Below are 17,036 nucleotides of genomic sequence, written 5' to 3' on the forward strand. Positions count from 1 at the left end.
GATCGCATTAACATTTTTTGGCGGGATCGCAAAAAACCACTTCACTGTTTGTCAGGCATTACGTACTCTTCACATAATAAAATGAAATAGTGGTTTATTTTTGTTTGGTTTTTGGGTAAACAATTACTTCAATAACCAGGAAATTGTTTTAGATCATTTTTGCCAATATGAGGTCGATCGGTTCACGCGCAATTATTTGGCAAATCCCCGCTTACGATAAAACAGGAGTTATCATGAAACAGGTTGCCGTGCTGTTAGCACCCGGATTCGAAGAAGGTGAAGCGATTGTCACAATTGATATTCTGCGTCGTTTGCATATTCACGTTGAACTGGTGTCCTGCGCTGAATCTCGTGCGGTGGTGAGCTACCACGATATCCCGATGGTAGCAGATGCGACACTTGCAGAACGTAGGGATAAAATCTACGACGCCGTGGTTCTGCCGGGTGGGCCGCAGGGCAGTGTCAATCTGGCTGCGAATAAAGATGTCGTGAAATTTGTCGCCGCGCATGATGAGGCGGGGAAATATCTCTGCCCGATTTGTTCAGCTGCTGCTCGCGTGCTGGCAGGTAATGGTTTGCTTAAAGGGCGCCGCTATGTCTGTTCCGGCGACTTATGGCAGGATATTACTGATGGCGTGTATATCGACGCCCCGGTCGTGGAAGAGGGGAATCTTATCAGCGGTAAAGGTTTTGGTCATGTATTTGATTTTGCCTTTATTGTGGCGGCGCGCTTATTAGGTGACGAAGCGCCAGTACGCGAACACGCAGACCACATTTACTATTCGTGGTAACCCCTGAACAAGGATGAGTTAGCTAACAATATAGATTATCATGCTATTACCGGGGCAAATTGTCAGACAATTCGCCCTTTCTGTATGTCATTTTCTGCTAAATCCATGCATGCAACTACTGTAATTCTGCGGTGTGATGCGGCTCTCTTATGGATAAATATTTTCCCGCTATTAATGTGCTAACAACCGTAATGCCGTTAACGAAACGGCTAATATGTTGTTTTATGTCCTAATTAAAATTTTAAACCGATTATTTCCCTACAAATAAAAGCACTAAGGCTGGAGTATACCATGCACAAATTCACTAAAGCGCTGGCCGCCATCGGCCTGGCAGCGGTTATGTCACAATCAGCTATGGCGGAAAACCTGAAGCTCGGTTTTCTGGTGAAGCAGCCGGAAGAGCCGTGGTTCCAGACCGAATGGAAGTTTGCTGACAAAGCCGGTAAAGATCTGGGTTTTGACGTTATTAAAATTGCCGTGCCCGACGGCGAGAAAACCCTGAACGCCATCGATAGCCTGGCGGCTAACGGCGCGAAAGGGTTTGTTATCTGCACACCGGATCCGAAACTGGGCTCGGCGATTATGGCGAAGGCCCGCGGTTACGACATGAAAGTGATCACCGTCGATGACCAGTTCGTTAACGCTAAGGGCAAGCCGATGGATACCGTTCCGCTGGTGATGATGGCGGCCAGCGAAATCGGCGCGCGTCAAGGGCAGGAGCTCTATAAAGAGATGCAAAAACGCGGCTGGGACGTGAAAGAGACCGCCGTGATGGCGATCACTGCCAATGAGCTGGATACCGCGCGTCGCCGTACCACCGGCTCGCTGCAGGCACTGAAAGCCGCGGGCTTCCCGGAAAAACAGATTTATCAGGTTCCAACCAAATCGAATGATATTCCCGGCGCGTTTGATGCCGGTAACTCCATGTTAGTTCAGCATCCAGGCGTGAAACACTGGCTGATTGTCGGCATGAACGATAACACCGTTCTGGGCGGCGTGCGCGCGACGGAAGGCCAGGGCTTTAAAGCGGCAGACGTCATCGGTATCGGCATTAACGGTGTGGATGCGGTGAACGAACTGTCGAAGGCGCAGGCCACGGGCTTCTATGGTTCTCTGCTGCCAAGCCCGGACATTCACGGCTATAAAACCAGCGAAATGCTCTACAACTGGGTCGAAAAGGGCGTTGAGCCGCCGAAATTTACCGCAGTCACCGACGTGGTACTGATTACCCGCGATAACTTTAAAGAAGAGCTGGCGAAAAAAGGTCTCTAAGTCGTGACGCCTTCCCCCCGACCAGCGTGTCGGGGGAGAAGTGACCCTGCAATTCAGGAGTGGTTATGCAACAGTCAACCCCTTATCTCTCGTTTCGCGGCATTTCCAAAACCTTCCCGGGCGTGAAAGCATTATCCGATATCAGCTTCGACTGCTATGCCGGACAGGTACACGCGCTGATGGGTGAAAACGGTGCCGGGAAATCTACGCTGCTCAAGATCCTAAGCGGCAACTATGCGCCGACGGCGGGCACCCTAACGCTGCGTGGGCAGGATGTCGCCTTTGCTGATACCACCGCCGCGCTGAATGCTGGCGTAGCGATTATCTATCAGGAACTGCATCTGGTGCCGGAAATGACCGTCGCGGAAAACATCTATCTCGGTCAGTTGCCCAGCAAAGGCGGCATTGTGAACCGCTCGCTGCTGAACTACGAAGCCGGGCTGCAATTACAGCATCTGGGGCTCGATATCGACCCCGATACGCCGCTGAAGTACCTTTCAATCGGGCAGTGGCAGATGGTGGAAATTGCTAAAGCACTGGCGCGTAACGCCAAAGTCATCGCCTTCGATGAACCGACCAGCTCACTCTCTGCACGCGAAATCGAAAATCTGTTCCGCGTGATCCGTGAGCTACGCAACGAAGGCCGCGTGATCATCTATGTGTCTCATCGCATGGAGGAAATTTTTGCCCTGAGCGACGCTATCACCGTTTTTAAAGACGGGCGTTATGTCTGCACCTTCAGCGATATGGAAAAAGTGAACCACGACAGCCTGGTGCAGGCGATGGTTGGGCGTGATATTGGCGATATTTATGGCTGGCAGCCACGCGAACACGGCGCGGAACGCCTGCGGCTGGAAAAGGTAAAGGCGCCAGGCGTGCGAACACCCATTTCCCTCACGGTACGCAGCGGCGAAATCGTTGGACTGTTTGGTCTGGTTGGGGCCGGGCGCAGCGAACTGATGAAGGGGTTGTTTGGCGGCAACAAAATATCCAGCGGTCAGGTCTATATCGATGGCGCACCAGTCACCATTGATAAGCCCGCCCATGCCATTCGTGTAGGCATGATGCTGTGCCCGGAAGATCGCAAAGCCGAAGGGATTATTCCGGTTCACTCCGTACGCGACAACATCAACATCAGCGCGCGCCGCAACAATATTCACGCCGGGTGCCTCATCAACAAGGGTTGGGAAGCGCGCAACGCGGATCATCATATTCAATCTTTGAATATTAAAACGCCGGGTGCTGAGCAACTGATTATGAATCTCTCCGGCGGTAACCAGCAGAAGGCGATTCTGGGGCGTTGGCTGTCGGAAGAGATGAAAGTCATTCTGCTTGATGAGCCCACGCGCGGCATCGATGTAGGGGCGAAGCACGAAATTTATAACGTCATTTACGCCCTGGCGGCGTCCGGCGTAGCGGTGCTGTTCGCCTCAAGCGACCTGCCAGAAGTGCTCGGCGTTGCGGATCGTATCGTGGTGATGCGCGAAGGCGAAATTGCCGGTGAACTGCTGCATGGCAGCGCGAATGAACAGCAGGCGTTAAGCCTCGCTATGCCTAAAGTGAGTCAGGCCGTCGCCTGAGAAAGGAGTTTATGATGTCTTCTGTAACGACTTCCGGCGCACGCCGACCATCACTCAGCTTTGGCCGTATCTGGGATCAATACGGCATGCTGGTTGTCTTCGCGGTACTGTTTATCGGCTGCGCGATTTTTGTGCCGAACTTCGCCTCCTTTGTCAACATGAAGGGGCTGGGGCTGGCGATATCCATGTCCGGGATGGTCGCCTGTGGAATGCTGTTCTGTCTGGCTTCCGGCGATTTTGACCTCTCCGTCGCCTCAGTGATTGCCTGCGCTGGCGTCACCACTGCGGTGGTGATCAACCTGACAGAGAGTTTGTGGATTGGCGTCTTCGCTGGGCTGATGCTGGGCGTGCTGAGCGGTCTGGTCAACGGTTTTGTTATTGCCAGACTGAAAATCAACGCGCTGATCACCACGCTTGCCACCATGCAGATTGTGCGTGGCCTTGCCTATATCATCTCTGATGGTAAAGCGGTAGGGATTGAAGATGAGCGTTTCTTTGAACTTGGGTATGCCAACTGGCTCGGTTTACCAGCACCAATCTGGCTAACTGTCGCCTGTTTAATCATTTTCGGATTATTACTGAATAAGACCACTTTTGGGCGCAATACCCTGGCGATTGGTGGGAACGAAGAGGCTGCGCGTCTGGCGGGTGTTCCCGTGGTTCGCACCAAAATTATCATCTTTATTCTTTCAGGCCTGGTGTCGGCGGCCGCGGGGATTATTCTGGCCTCGCGCATGACCAGCGGACAGCCGATGACCTCTATCGGTTATGAGCTGATCGTCATCTCAGCCTGCGTGCTGGGCGGCGTGTCGCTGAAAGGCGGTATCGGAAAAATCTCCTACGTCGTGGCCGGGATCCTGATTCTGGGAACAGTGGAAAACGCCATGAACCTGCTGAATATTTCGCCATTCTCGCAGTATGTGGTTCGCGGTTTAATTCTGCTGGCGGCGGTCATTTTCGACCGTTATAAACAAAAAGCGAAACGGGCCGTTTAAAAAACAGACTCAATTTTTAAGTGTATGTACTGACAACGCCGGTGGCTAATCCCCCCGGCGTTTTCATTTGAAAATGGCGAGCCGTGTCACACTGTCTATACTTAAGTTGCTAACTTTTTGATAACACATTACTGAATCATTCACTGATAAGGAGGAACCCAGGGTGGCTGACCTGATATCTGTACCCCCTGCACCAACTGAAAATGTCGCTTTTTTCTTTGACCTTGATGGCACTCTCGCTGGGATCCAACTGCATCCCGATCATGTTGCTATACCCGAGCCCGTTCGCGATGCGTTGTCACGGTTATCGCAGGCGCATGACGGTGCAGTAGCGTTGATTTCAGGGCGCTCAATGGTAGAGCTTGACAGGCTCGCCAGTCCGTATCGCTTTCCTCTGGCGGGCGTTCACGGGGCGGAACGCCGCGATATCAACGGGAAAACGCATATCGTTGCGCTCGATGATGAAACGGCACGACGCGTGGAACGACGACTGAGTGAGGCGCTGGCGTTATTGCCAGGGGCGGAGCTCGAAGCCAAGGGCATGGCGTTTGCGCTGCATTATCGTCAGGCACCGCAGCATCAGGCGGCGATCGTGACGCTGGCGCAGGAGATTGTCACGCAGTTTCCCGAACTGGCGCTTCAGCCGGGCAAGTGTGTGGTGGAAATTAAACCCAGAGGCATTAACAAAGGTGCGGCAATTGAGGCCTTTATGCAGGAAGCACCGTTTCGCGGCAAGATGCCCGTGTTTATTGGCGATGATTTAACGGATGAGGCGGGCTTTGCCGTCGTAAACAGACTGGGTGGGTTATCGATTAAAGTGGGGATGGGGGACACACAGGCGAAGTCACGTTTGCCTGATGTGGGGGCCGTTCACCAATGGTTGCAAAACGCGGCTGAAAATCAAAAACAAAACGCGCTTACTAACAGGAGAGATGGCTATGAGTCGCTTAGTCGTAGTATCTAACCGTATTGCAGTTCCGGATGACAAAAAGGCCAGCGCCGGTGGGTTGGCCGTGGGGATTATGGGCGCATTGAAGTCGAAGGGCGGGCTCTGGTTTGGCTGGAATGGAGAAATCGGTGATGAAAATGCCCCGCTGCAAAAAGTGACACAGGGCAACATCAGTTGGGCTTCATTTACGCTGAACGAGCAGGATCACGAACATTATTACAATCAATTTTCCAATGCTGTGCTGTGGCCTGCGTTTCACTATCGACTGGATTTAGTGACTTTCCAGCGTGAATGCTGGGACGGATACCTTAGAGTAAACAGTAAACTGGCAGATAAACTGCTGCCGTTGTTGCAAGACGATGATGACATCTGGGTTCACGATTACCATCTGCTGCCTTTCGCCAGCGAACTGCGTAAGCGTAACGTGAATAACCGTATCGGATTCTTCCTGCACATTCCTTTTCCGACGCCGGAAATTTTCAATGCGCTACCGCCGCACGCTGAACTGCTGGAACAACTCTGCGATTATGATCTCCTGGGGTTCCAGACGGAAAACGACAGACTGGCGTTCCTCGATTGTGTCAGTGCGCAAACGCGTCTTACCACGCGCAGTAAAACGCACACGGCCTGGGGAAAAACCTTCCGCACGGAAGTTTATCCGATTGGGATTGAACCAGAAGAAATCGCCAAACAAGCGCGAGGGCCATTGCCGCCGAAACTCGCGCAGTTGAAAGCCGAGCTGAAAAACGTCAAAAACATCTTCTCGGTCGAGCGACTGGATTACTCCAAAGGCCTGCCGGAACGTTTTCAGGCCTATGAAGCGCTGCTGGAAAAATTTCCACAGCATCATGGCAAAATTCGTTACACCCAGATTGCGCCGACATCGCGTGGCGATGTGCAGGCTTATCAGGATATTCGTCATCAACTGGAAACGGCGGCAGGACGGATTAACGGGCAGTACGGCCAGCTTGGCTGGACGCCGCTCTATTACCTGAATCAGCATTTTGACCGTAAATTACTGATGAAAGTTTTCCGTTACTCCGATGTTGGCCTGGTCACGCCGCTGCGAGACGGAATGAATTTGGTGGCCAAAGAGTTTGTTGCCGCGCAGGATCCGGAAAACCCCGGCGTACTGGTGCTCTCGCAATTTGCCGGAGCCGCCAATGAACTGACGTCTGCGCTGATTGTGAATCCATACGATCGCGACGAAGTGGCAACGGCGCTGGACAGAGCGTTGAATATGCCGCTCGCCGAGCGTATCTCACGCCATGCGGAAATGCTGGAGATCATCACGCGTAATGATATTCATCACTGGCAGGCGCAGTTTATGAGCGATCTGAAGCGCATCACGCCACGTAGCGAAGAGAGTCAGATGGAGAGTAAAGTGGCGGCGTTCCCAAAGCTGGCATAAGGAAAGAATGACGCCGGAGCTGACAAAACCGGCGTCGCATAGGGAGTGTTACAACGTCACAAGCAAAACGTCGGCACAACTGCTGCCGACGATATTCTTCGCTGAGCAGGTGGCTCGAGAGAAAAAGCTTTGATTGTGGTTACCGCAGATAACCAAATCGACCTGATAGTGCTGGCACCAGGATTTAATACTTTCGCACAATTCACCGCTGGCAATTTGGGTTTTCCAGATCGGATAGTCGGCTTGTTCAACCAGCGTATCAAGAAACTGTTGGGTCTCCTCCTGCATCAACTCACGCAGATTCTCCATCATCGGCGCGGCCAGCTGGTTATACATTTCCGGATCGGTTGAAAACGTGATCAGACTGACGCGGGCATTGTGTGGGCGCGCAATCGAAACCGCCTTGCGTAACAGGGCGTGACTTTCTGGGGTAGGCGCAACCGCCACTAACAGGTGAGAGTAAGGCATCAAACCTCCTTGCAGGACACTTCACTAACCATATTTAAGCTCATACTCTTTTTGCGGCCTGACTGCAAGGGTGGTTTCAAATGTAACTGTGAGCGACTTCAATATATGCATTAATTATTCTTAAGTCCGGAATAGTGCAAAAAGCGGTGATGTTGCAAATTCTAGTGTGTATGTAACCGCTTTCGGTAAGTAACAATAATCAATTAACAATTATATATAGGTGATTAACAAATTATGAATGATTTACCTTAGGGATTATATGAATTTAAATTTTATTTAATTGTATGAATTTTAAATATAAATTTATATTATTCGGTGCTAAGTCCTTTATCGGCGCTTCTGTCAATCCTCTGTTCACTATCGTTCCCCTCTTAACGAGTCACCGTTCCTTCTTCTGAATGAATATTCGTCCCTGAAGAATAGAAAAAAGAGTCATTTGGATAATAAATGATCAATTAACAACGTAATCTGATGGATTGAGTGTTAACATTCAGGTATGTTATGTGACATAAATCACATAATTCCTAAATTTACCCTAAGGTCAGATTGTATGTGTCATAGCTGGCGGGTAAAGTTGCGTGGATTTAGGAAAATTCTTAGTCATTTGTAAGAAATGTTTAAAATTGTTGCTTTATAACCTAAAGCGAACTTGCCGATATGTCTGTCATCATCGGCGATGCATTTCGGCTTTTTCTTTTTTTATCGGGATTTCCCGACGACATCACGGGGTGTGCGGTCTAACCGCATTAAAACAATAGTTGGTTATTCGGGATGGGGAAAATGTATACATCCGAGTTGCTAAAACATATCTATGACATCAATTTGTCCTATCTACTCCTTGCGCAACGCCTTATCGGTCAGGATAAAGCGTCAGCCATGTTTCGCCTGGGCATAAACGAAGAGATGGCCACAACGCTCGGTGACCTGACGCTTCCGCAGATGGTGAAACTGGCGGAAACCAATCAACTGGTTTGCCAGTTCCGCTTCGACAGTCATCAAACGATCACCCAGCTCACACAGGATTCCCGGGTCGACGACCTGCAGCAGATCCACACCGGCATTCTTCTTTCTACGCGTTTACTGAACGACGCCAGCCAGACCGCTGATTCCGGCCGTAAGAAAAGGGCCTGAGCATGAGCGAAAAAAGTATTGTCCAGGAAGCCCGCGATATTCAGCTTGCGATGGAGCTGATTACGCTGGGCGCGCGTTTACAGATGCTGGAAAGTGAAACGCAGCTAAGCCGTGGTCGCCTGATTAAACTCTATAAAGAGCTGCGCGGTAGCCCGCCGCCGAAAGGGATGCTGCCGTTTTCCACGGACTGGTTTATGACGTGGGAGCAGAATATCCACTCTTCCATGTTCTGCAATGCCTGGCAATTTCTTCTCAGCACCGGGTTATGCTCGGGCGTTGATGCCGTTATTAAGGCATATCGACTCTACCTGGAACAGTGTCCCGCTCAGGATGAAGCCCCGCTTCTGGCGCTGACTCGCGCCTGGACGCTGGTGCGTTTCGTTGAGAGCGGTATGCTGGAACTGTCGCACTGCAACAGTTGCGGCGGTAATTTTATCACTCACGCACATCAACCGGCGGGCAGCTTTGTTTGCAGTCTGTGCCAGCCGCCATCCCGCGCCGTAAAAAGACGTAAACTTTCCGACAACGCTGCCGATAGTAATCCACAACTGCTGGATGAACAGATAGAGCAAGCTGTTTAGCCGGAACGGTGTGGCAAACACTCCAGCAGCGGGGCCCGTGACCGCTGCTTTTTTTTGCCTGTCGTTCGGCGACGCTTTTATCTGTCCTTCAGCCTGGTCAACAGTGGAAGGATGAAACGTGCTTATCTTAATCGGTTACCTGGTCGTCATCGGGACAGTATTCGGCGGTTATGCCATGACCGGCGGGCACCTTGGGGCACTGTATCAACCCGCTGAGTTGATTATTATCGGTGGCGCCGGCGTTGGTGCGTTTATCGTCGGTAACAACGGGAAAGCGATAAAGGGCACACTTAAAGCCCTGCCGCTACTTTTTCGCCGCTCGAAATATACCAAAACCATGTATATGGACCTGCTGGCGCTGCTCTATCGCCTGATGGCCAAATCGCGCCAGCAAGGGATGTTCTCCCTTGAGCGCGACATTGAAAACCCGGGCGAAAGTGAAATCTTCGCCAGCTATCCGCGTATTCTGGCTGACAGCGTCATGCTGGATTTCATCGTCGATTATCTGCGACTCATCATTAGCGGCAATATGAACACCTTCGAAATTGAAGCGCTGATGGATGAGGAAATTGAAACCTTTGAAAGTGAAAGCGAAGTTCCTGCCAACAGCCTGGCCCTGGTAGGCGACTCGTTACCGGCGTTTGGCATTGTGGCGGCGGTGATGGGGGTTGTTCACGCCCTGGGTTCGGCGGATCGCCCGGCGGCAGAGCTGGGGGCATTGATCGCCCACGCGATGGTCGGTACGTTCCTGGGTATTCTTCTGGCGTATGGTTTTGTCTCGCCGCTGGCCAGCGTGCTCAGACAAAAAAGCGCGGAAACCACCAAAATGATGCAGTGCGTCAAAATTACGCTGCTCTCGAATCTCAATGGTTACGCGCCGCCGATCGCGGTCGAATTTGGTCGTAAAACGCTCTACACCAGCGAGCGTCCGTCGTTTGTTGAACTGGAAGAACATGTTCGGGCGGTGCGTAATCCGACGGCGCAGCAAACCACGACCGAGGACGCATGAAAAATCAGCCGCACCCGATTGTCGTTGTCAAAAGACGCAAAGCCAAATCGCATGGCGGAGGCGGCCACGGGTCGTGGAAGATTGCCTACGCCGATTTCATGACCGCCATGATGGCCTTCTTTCTGGTGATGTGGTTGATTTCCATCTCCAGCCCCAAAGAGCTGATTCAAATTGCCGAATACTTCCGTACACCGCTGGCGACGGCAGTGACTGGCGGCCCGCGAATGTCGAACAGCGACAGTCCCATTCCCGGCGGCGGGGATGACGTCACGCAGCAGCAGGGCGAAGTCAATAAACAGCCCAACATGGATGAACTGAAAAAGCGGATGGAAATCAACCGCCTGAAGCGGATCCGCGGCGAGCTGGACCAGTTGATCGAAGCCGATCCCAAACTGAAAGCGCTGCGCCCGCACCTGAAGATCGATCTCGTTCAGGAGGGATTACGCATTCAGATTATCGACAGCCAGAACCGGCCGATGTTTAAAACTGGCAGCGCCGAAGTGGAGCCGTATATGCGCGATATCCTGCGCGGTATCGCCCCGGTGCTGAATGAAATTCCCAATAAAATCAGTCTCTCCGGCCATACGGACGATTATCCCTATGCGGGCGGCGAGCGCGGATACAGCAACTGGGAACTTTCGGCGGATCGCGCCAACGCTTCCCGGCGCGAGCTGGTGATTGGCGGGTTGAGTGAAGGCAAAGTGCTGCGTGTGGTGGGGATGGCAAATACCATGCGCCTCGCAAGCCATGGTGGCGATGACGCTATCAACCGCCGGATCAGTTTGCTGGTGCTCAACAACCAGGCCGAGCAGGCGATTCTCCACGAGAACGCGCAAAGCCAGAATGAACCGATAAGTGCATTACCGTCGCCACCGGCGACACAAAGCCCAACACCGCCACAACCCGATCAGAGGTGATTGCGTGAGCATGGATATCAGCGATTTTTATCAGACTTTCTTTGATGAAGCCGACGAACTGTTGGCCGATATGGAGCAGCACCTGCTGGATCTGGTTCCGTCCGATCCCGATACCGAACAGATGAACGCCATCTTTCGGGCGGCGCACTCCATCAAAGGAGGAGCAGGCACCTTCGGCTTTTCTGTATTGCAGGAAACCACCCATTTAATGGAGAACCTGCTCGACGACGCGCGTCGGGGGGAATTGCCGCTCAATACCGACATTATCAACCTGTTTTTGGAAACCAAAGATATTATGCAGGAACAGCTCGACGCCTATAAAAGCTCGCAGGAGCCGGATGCCGCCAGTTTTGAATACATCTGCCAGGCGCTGCGTCAGCTGGCGCTGGAAGCCAAAGGCGAGAGCGCGCCGCCAGCCACCCGGCTGACCGTGGTCGAAAAAGCGGTTCCACCGCAGGGAACATTACGGATCACACTTTCACGCCTGAAACCGGGCGAGCCAGAGATGTTGCGCGAAGAGTTGGGCAACCTTGCCACGCTCAGCGAGGTCACCATGAGCGTCGATAGTCTGAGCGCGATCCTTGAAGGCGATGTGAATCAGGACGATATCGTGGCGGTGCTCTGCTTTGTTATCGAGGCGGATCAGATAACGTTCAATAGTGAGCCTGCGCAAGAGCCTGAACAGAGTAAACCCGTCGCCACACCAACGTTGGTGCCTGTTGCCGCTGCGCGCACGGAACGTGAAAAACCGGCGCGTGCCAGTGAATCCACCAGTATTCGTGTCGCGGTGGAGAAGGTGGATCAGCTTATCAATCTGGTGGGGGAACTGGTTATCACTCAGTCAATGCTGGCGCAACGCTCGACGGAACTCGACCCGGTGCAGCATGGCGATCTCATCACCAGCATGGGCCAGTTACAGCGCAATGCCCGTGACCTGCAGGAATCGGTGATGTCTATTCGCATGATGCCGATGGAGTATGTGTTTAGCCGCTTCCCGCGTCTGGTACGCGACCTGGCGAGCAAGCTCGGTAAACAGGTTGAGCTTACGTTACAGGGCAGTTCGACGGAACTCGACAAAAGTCTTATCGAACGGATTATCGATCCGCTGACGCATCTGGTGCGTAACAGTCTGGATCACGGGATTGAACTGCCGGAAACGCGCATCGCCGCGGGGAAATCAGAGGTCGGCAATCTAATTCTGTCGGCGGAACATCAGGGCGGCAATATCTGTATCGAGGTCACCGACGATGGCGCGGGTCTGAACCGCGAACGCATTCTGGCGAAAGCGCTTTCGCAGGGGCTGGCGGTTCACGACAACATGACCGATGACGAAGTGGGCATGCTGATCTTTGCACCAGGATTCTCAACCGCCGAGCAGGTGACGGACGTTTCCGGACGCGGTGTTGGCATGGATGTGGTGAAACGTAATATTCAGGAAATGGGCGGCCACGTCGAGATTCAATCGAAACAGGGCACAGGCACCACCATTCGTATTTTATTGCCACTGACGCTGGCAATCCTCGACGGCATGTCCGTGAAGGTGTGTGACGAAGTCTTTATTTTGCCACTCAATGCGGTGATGGAATCGCTCCAGCCGCGTGATGAAGATTTGCATCCGCTGGCGGGCGGGGAGCGCGTGCTGGAAGTGCGCGGTGAATATCTGCCGCTGGTGGAATTGTGGAAAGTGTTTGATGTGCAGGGGGCCAAAACCGAAGCCACCCAGGGCATAGTGGTGATTTTGCAAAGTGCCGGGCGTCGTTATGCGCTGCTGGTCGATCAACTGATTGGTCAGCATCAGGTGGTGGTGAAAAACCTGGAAAGTAACTATCGCAAAGTGCCGGGCATCTCTGCTGCCACCATTCTCGGAGACGGTAGCGTGGCGCTGATTGTGGATGTCGCGGCCCTGCAAAGTCTTAATCGTGAAAAACGTCTGGCGCATGTCGCCGCCTGAATAAAGAAGGAAATAATATGACCGGTATGAACAGCGTAGCAAAACTGGCGGGCGAGCCCTCGGGCCAGGAGTTTTTGGTTTTCACCCTTGGTGACGAAGAGTACGGCATCGATATTCTGAAGGTGCAGGAAATTCGCGGTTACGATCAGGTGACCCGTATCGCCAATACCCCCGCGTTTATTAAAGGCGTAACCAATTTACGCGGCGTGATTGTGCCGATCGTCGATCTGCGTGTGAAATTCAGCCAGCAGGACGTGGAGTACAACGACAATACGGTGGTGATTGTGCTGAATCTCGGCCAGCGGGTGGTGGGCATTGTGGTGGACGGTGTGTCTGATGTGCTGTCGCTTGCGGCGGATCAAATTCGTCCCGCGCCGGAATTTGCCGTGACGCTATCGACGGAATACCTGACCGGGCTTGGCGCGTTGGGCGACCGCATGCTGATTCTGGTGAATATTGAGAAATTGTTGAGTAGCGATGAGATGGCGCTGCTGGACAGTACGGCGACGCAAGCAGCGTAAAAAATGCCGGATAGGTGTGGTTTGTGCATTGCCGGATGCGGCTACGCCTTATCCGGCCTACGGGTTGGGTGCGGTTTGTGCATTGCCGGATGCGCTTCGCTTATCCGGCCTACGGGTTGGGTGCGGTTTGTGCATTGCCGGATACGCTCCGCTTATCCGGCCTACGGGTTGGGAACGGTTTGTGCATTGCCGGATGCGCTTCGCTTATCCGGCCTACGGGTTGGGTGCGGTTTGTAGGCCGGATAAGGCGTAGCCGCATCCGGCAATCTTACAGCCCGCATAATGCCAGATGCGTTAAGCCTGCACTTCCTGCTGTTCCACTTCTTGCGCTTCGCCGTCGCTCAGCATCCCTTCATTCTGTGACAGCATCGCCGCCGCAACGCCGTTACCCAGCACGTTAATCGCGGAACGCCCCATATCCAGGAAGTGGTCAATTCCCATCAGCAGCAGGATCCCGGCTACCGGAATGTTAAAGCTCGGAATGGTGGCGGCCAGCACCACCAGTGCGGAGCGGGGTACCCCGGCAATACCTTTTGACGCCAGCATCAGCGTCAGCATCAACACGGTAATTTCAGAGAAACCCAGATGAATATTGTAGGCCTGGGCGATAAACATGGATGCAAACGAGCAGTACACCATCGAACCGACCAGGTTGAAGGAGTAACCGATAGGCAGAACAAAAGAAACAATATTCGGCGAGCAACCAAATTTCGCCAGTTGTTCCAGCGTTTTTGGGTACGCCGCTTCAGAGCTGCTGGTGGTGAACGCAACCAACACCGGATCTTTAAGCATATTGACCAGGCGGAAAATCTCTTTTTTCAGCACCATGTAGCCAACGCCTATCAATACCAGGCAGGTGAGCAGAATCGCCAGATAATAACCGCCAATGAAAGAAGCGTAATTCAGCAGAATGCCAAGACCTTCTTTGGCAATAACCGAAGAGATGGCGGCGAAAATGGCCAGCGGAGCCACATACATCACATAGCCCGTCACCTTCAACATAATATGTGAAACCACGTCCAGCGCAGCAACCAGCGGCGCGTTGAATTTCTGCCCCAAAGATGCACCGCCAATGCCGAAGAACATGGAGAAGACCACGATTTGCAGGATCTCGTTATCGGCCATTGCCCCTGCGATACTGGTTGGAATGGTGTGCGCCAGGAAGGCTTTCAGCGACATACCACTGGTGGCGAGCCCCGTTTCAATCGTACCGGTTGGGACAGCCAGGTTCATGCCGCTACCCGGCTGTTCCAGGGTGACAATAAACAGCCCCACCAGGATGGACAGCACGGATGAGGTGATAAACCACACCATGGCTTTCCCGCCAACGCGACCAATCGTCGACGTTTCTCCCAGACGCATAATGCCCACGGTCAGCGTACTGAACACTAACGGCGCAATAACCATTTTAATGAGTCGCAGGAAGATATCGGTGAGGAGGGTGATGTTATCAGACCATGCGGTGATGGAGTCTGCTGATGCGTAGGAATGGATCATTGCGCCGGTGAGTATCCCCGCCAGCATGAAAATCACGATAAATACCGTGAGTTTATTTGCGTTTGCCACTTAAAATTTCCCCGTCATATAACGAATAATTAACATGATGATCAATGATTTTTTATTATGTAATTCCATTAATTCATTCGTAGTATAAATTGAATTAAAGCGGACAGATTTACAACTATTTTTTAGGGTTTATCGGAAACGTTGTAATTTTGCGCATTCGTGCGGAGGATTACTGTTTCTCTGCTTAAAGTTTCACTTCTCCTTGCCGATAACAGCGATATCACGTCATCGAGAAGGTGTTGTATGTTAAACCGTATCCGCGTTGTCACCCTGCTGATGTTGGTGCTGGTCGTATTCGCACTTTTGCAACTGCTCTCCGGGGGATTACTCTTTTCATCGCTTTCGCAAAACCAGCATAGTTTTGTGCTCTCTAACACCTTGCGTACCCAACAGGCCGAACTGACGGATGCCTGGGATCTCATGCTGCAAACGCGTATCAACCTCAGTCGTTCATCGGCGCGCATGATGATGGATACCAGCAATCTTCAAAGCAGCGCCAAAACCGATTTACTGAAGAATGCCAAATCGACGCTGGCGCAGGCTCAGGCGCATATCACGCGATTTAATCAGGCGGCGGTTGACCCGGAAATGGCTCAGGTCAGCCAGCGCGTTGCGCAACAAACGCAGGCCTATTTCGCGGCCCTACAGGAGCTGATTGGTTTCCTGGAACAGGGGAATATGGACGCCTATTTTGCCCAACCTACGCAGGGTAAGCAGAACGCCATGGGTGAGGCGATGGGCGTGTACCGCGCGCAGAGTGAGTCTCTTTATCAGCAGGCCTTTACAACCAGCAGCCACGATTATCAGTTTGCCCGTTGGCAACTGATGATACTGGCGCTGGTACTGGCCGCGGTGCTGCTGGCCGTGTGGTTTGGCATTCGCCGTATTTTGCTGACGCCGCTTAATCATGTCATGACCCACATCCGCCATATCGCCAACGGTGACCTGACGCCCGAACTGGTGCTGAAAGGACGCAATGAACTGACCCAACTGGCGGATACCGTGAACCACATGCAGCACGCGTTAATTGACACGGTTACCCGTGTTCGCGAGGGCACCGATGCCATTTACAGCGGCACCAGCGAAATCGCTGCCGGGAATAACGATCTCTCTTCACGTACAGAACAGCAATCCGCCTCACTGGAAGAGACGGCAGCCAGCATGGAACAGCTCACCGCGACGGTAAAACAGAACGCAGATAACGCGCGTCAGGCATCACGTCTGGCGCAAAGCGCATCGGAAACGGCGCGTCGCGGCGGCAACGTGGTGGATGATGTGGTGAGCACCATGCACGACATCGCCGGTAGCTCGCAGAAAATCGCTGACATCACCAGCGTCATCGATGGCATTGCCTTCCAGACCAATATTCTGGCGCTGAACGCCGCCGTGGAAGCCGCGCGAGCCGGTGAGCAGGGGAGAGGCTTCGCCGTGGTCGCCGGGGAAGTGCGAAACCTGGCCAGCCGCAGTGCCCAGGCGGCAAAAGAGATTAAAGCTCTGATCGACGATTCCGTCGAGCGGGTTGATGCGGGTTCCCGGCTGGTGGAAAGCGCCGGGGAAACCATGCATGAGATTGTCAATGCCGTCACCCGTGTGACCGACATTATGGGCGAAATTTCTTCAGCCTCTGATGAACAGAGCCGCGGGATAGATCAGGTCGCGCTGGCGGTGACTGAAATGGACAAAGTGACACAACAAAACGCCGCGCTGGTTGAAGAATCAGCAGCCGCGGCGGCTGCGCTCGAAGAGCAGGCAGGTAAGCTGAGCGAAGCGGTTAGCGCGTTTCGTCTGGCGTCGTCCACGCGCGCGCTCGTCTCGCCAAAAACAGCGTCAGCCCCTGTCGTTCAGCCAGCGGTCTCGCGGTCAGAAGAAAACTGGGAAACCTTTTAATTTGAGT

15 protein-coding genes are annotated in these 17,036 nt (G+C 52.9%); 13 read left to right on the plus strand and 2 right to left on the minus strand.

Annotation, left to right across the window (positions count from 1 at the left end):
• The first annotated feature begins 233 nt into the window (after positions 1 to 233).
• The 6 genes from DBY68_RS12440 to otsA all read left to right on the plus strand — a co-directional run bounded on the left by DBY68_RS12440 (position 234) and on the right by otsA (position 6,998).
• Positions 234 to 791, plus strand: coding sequence for a DJ-1/PfpI family protein (locus DBY68_RS12440; protein ID WP_108475261.1), 558 nt, complete (start codon positions 234 to 236; stop codon positions 789 to 791).
• Positions 792 to 1,082: 291 nt separating this feature from the next.
• Positions 1,083 to 2,063, plus strand: a complete 981-nt coding sequence (locus DBY68_RS12450; RefSeq protein WP_108475263.1) for an arabinose ABC transporter substrate-binding protein — start codon at positions 1,083 to 1,085, stop codon at positions 2,061 to 2,063.
• A gap of 65 nt (positions 2,064 to 2,128) precedes the next feature.
• Positions 2,129 to 3,643, plus strand: coding sequence for an L-arabinose ABC transporter ATP-binding protein AraG (gene araG, locus DBY68_RS12455; RefSeq protein ID WP_108475264.1), 1,515 nt, complete (start codon positions 2,129 to 2,131; stop codon positions 3,641 to 3,643).
• Between the two features lie 14 nt (positions 3,644 to 3,657).
• Positions 3,658 to 4,638, plus strand: a complete 981-nt coding sequence (gene araH / locus DBY68_RS12460; RefSeq protein WP_108475265.1) for an L-arabinose ABC transporter permease AraH — start codon at positions 3,658 to 3,660, stop codon at positions 4,636 to 4,638.
• 163 nt (positions 4,639 to 4,801) lie between these two features.
• Positions 4,802 to 5,602 (plus strand): trehalose-phosphatase, encoded by an 801-nt coding sequence (gene otsB, locus DBY68_RS12465; protein WP_108475266.1) that lies wholly within the window; start codon positions 4,802 to 4,804, stop codon positions 5,600 to 5,602.
• The gene (gene otsA, locus DBY68_RS12470) at positions 5,577 to 6,998 is read left to right on the plus strand and encodes an alpha,alpha-trehalose-phosphate synthase (protein ID WP_108475267.1); all 1,422 of its coding nucleotides are present in this window, start codon (positions 5,577 to 5,579) and stop codon (positions 6,996 to 6,998) included. The genes otsB and otsA overlap by 26 nt, the downstream gene beginning before the upstream one ends.
• 48 nt (positions 6,999 to 7,046) lie before the next feature.
• Here the strand turns inward: otsA and uspC are convergent, their stop codons facing one another.
• Positions 7,047 to 7,466, minus strand: coding sequence for a universal stress protein UspC (uspC, locus tag DBY68_RS12475; RefSeq protein WP_108475268.1), 420 nt, complete (start codon positions 7,464 to 7,466; stop codon positions 7,047 to 7,049).
• Positions 7,467 to 8,246: 780 nt separating this feature from the next.
• On the opposite strand from uspC, the gene flhD reads away from it, so the two are divergent.
• The 6 genes from flhD (at position 8,247) to cheW (ending at position 13,576) form a co-directional block, all read left to right on the plus strand.
• Complete coding sequence (flhD, locus tag DBY68_RS12480; protein WP_108475269.1) at positions 8,247 to 8,597, plus strand: flagellar transcriptional regulator FlhD; 351 nt, start codon at positions 8,247 to 8,249, stop codon at positions 8,595 to 8,597.
• Positions 8,594 to 9,178, plus strand: a complete 585-nt coding sequence (gene flhC / locus DBY68_RS12485) for a flagellar transcriptional regulator FlhC (protein WP_189623065.1) — start codon at positions 8,594 to 8,596, stop codon at positions 9,176 to 9,178. The genes flhD and flhC overlap by 4 nt, the downstream gene beginning before the upstream one ends.
• A gap of 118 nt (positions 9,179 to 9,296) precedes the next feature.
• Positions 9,297 to 10,187, plus strand: coding sequence for a flagellar motor stator protein MotA (motA, locus tag DBY68_RS12490; RefSeq protein WP_108475271.1), 891 nt, complete (start codon positions 9,297 to 9,299; stop codon positions 10,185 to 10,187).
• Positions 10,184 to 11,104, plus strand: coding sequence for a flagellar motor protein MotB (gene motB / locus DBY68_RS12495; RefSeq protein ID WP_108475272.1), 921 nt, complete (start codon positions 10,184 to 10,186; stop codon positions 11,102 to 11,104). Before motA ends, motB begins: the two co-directional genes overlap by 4 nt.
• A gap of 4 nt (positions 11,105 to 11,108) precedes the next feature.
• The gene (gene cheA / locus DBY68_RS12500; protein ID WP_108475273.1) at positions 11,109 to 13,055 is read left to right on the plus strand and encodes a chemotaxis protein CheA; all 1,947 of its coding nucleotides are present in this window, start codon (positions 11,109 to 11,111) and stop codon (positions 13,053 to 13,055) included.
• Between the two features lie 17 nt (positions 13,056 to 13,072).
• Positions 13,073 to 13,576, plus strand: a complete 504-nt coding sequence (cheW, locus tag DBY68_RS12505; RefSeq protein WP_015963995.1) for a chemotaxis protein CheW — start codon at positions 13,073 to 13,075, stop codon at positions 13,574 to 13,576.
• Positions 13,577 to 13,870: 294 nt separating this feature from the next.
• Here the strand turns inward: cheW and DBY68_RS12510 are convergent, their stop codons facing one another.
• A complete protein-coding gene (locus DBY68_RS12510) occupies positions 13,871 to 15,142 on the minus strand; it encodes a dicarboxylate/amino acid:cation symporter (RefSeq protein ID WP_108475274.1) in 1,272 nt (423 codons plus the stop codon).
• A gap of 243 nt (positions 15,143 to 15,385) precedes the next feature.
• Here DBY68_RS12510 and tar point away from each other — a divergent pair, with 243 nt between their 5' ends.
• The gene (gene tar / locus DBY68_RS12515; RefSeq protein ID WP_108475275.1) at positions 15,386 to 17,029 is read left to right on the plus strand and encodes a methyl-accepting chemotaxis protein II; all 1,644 of its coding nucleotides are present in this window, start codon (positions 15,386 to 15,388) and stop codon (positions 17,027 to 17,029) included.
• The last annotated feature ends 7 nt before the right edge of the window (positions 17,030 to 17,036 follow it).

Origin of the sequence: Pseudocitrobacter sp. RIT415 (assembly GCF_003057695.2) — a bacterium.
In the GTDB taxonomy this organism is placed as follows: Bacteria; Pseudomonadota; Gammaproteobacteria; order Enterobacterales; family Enterobacteriaceae; genus Pseudocitrobacter; species Pseudocitrobacter faecalis.

Bases quoted from the DNA above. Each gene is read 5' to 3' on its own strand.
- DBY68_RS12440 (WP_108475261.1), top strand. From the start codon at position 234: ATGAAACAGGTTGCCGTGCTGTTAGCACCCGGATTCGAAGAAGGTGAA.
- DBY68_RS12450 (WP_108475263.1), top strand. From the start codon at position 1,083: ATGCACAAATTCACTAAAGCGCTGGCCGCCATCGGCCTGGCAGCGGTT.
- araG (WP_108475264.1), top strand. From the start codon at position 2,129: ATGCAACAGTCAACCCCTTATCTCTCGTTTCGCGGCATTTCCAAAACC.
- araH (WP_108475265.1), top strand. From the start codon at position 3,658: ATGTCTTCTGTAACGACTTCCGGCGCACGCCGACCATCACTCAGCTTT.
- otsA (WP_108475267.1), top strand. From the start codon at position 5,577: ATGAGTCGCTTAGTCGTAGTATCTAACCGTATTGCAGTTCCGGATGAC.
- uspC (WP_108475268.1), bottom strand. From the start codon at position 7,466: ATGCCTTACTCTCACCTGTTAGTGGCGGTTGCGCCTACCCCAGAAAGT.
- flhD (WP_108475269.1), top strand. From the start codon at position 8,247: ATGTATACATCCGAGTTGCTAAAACATATCTATGACATCAATTTGTCC.
- motB (WP_108475272.1), top strand. From the start codon at position 10,184: ATGAAAAATCAGCCGCACCCGATTGTCGTTGTCAAAAGACGCAAAGCC.
- cheW (WP_015963995.1), top strand. From the start codon at position 13,073: ATGACCGGTATGAACAGCGTAGCAAAACTGGCGGGCGAGCCCTCGGGC.
- tar (WP_108475275.1), top strand. From the start codon at position 15,386: ATGTTAAACCGTATCCGCGTTGTCACCCTGCTGATGTTGGTGCTGGTC.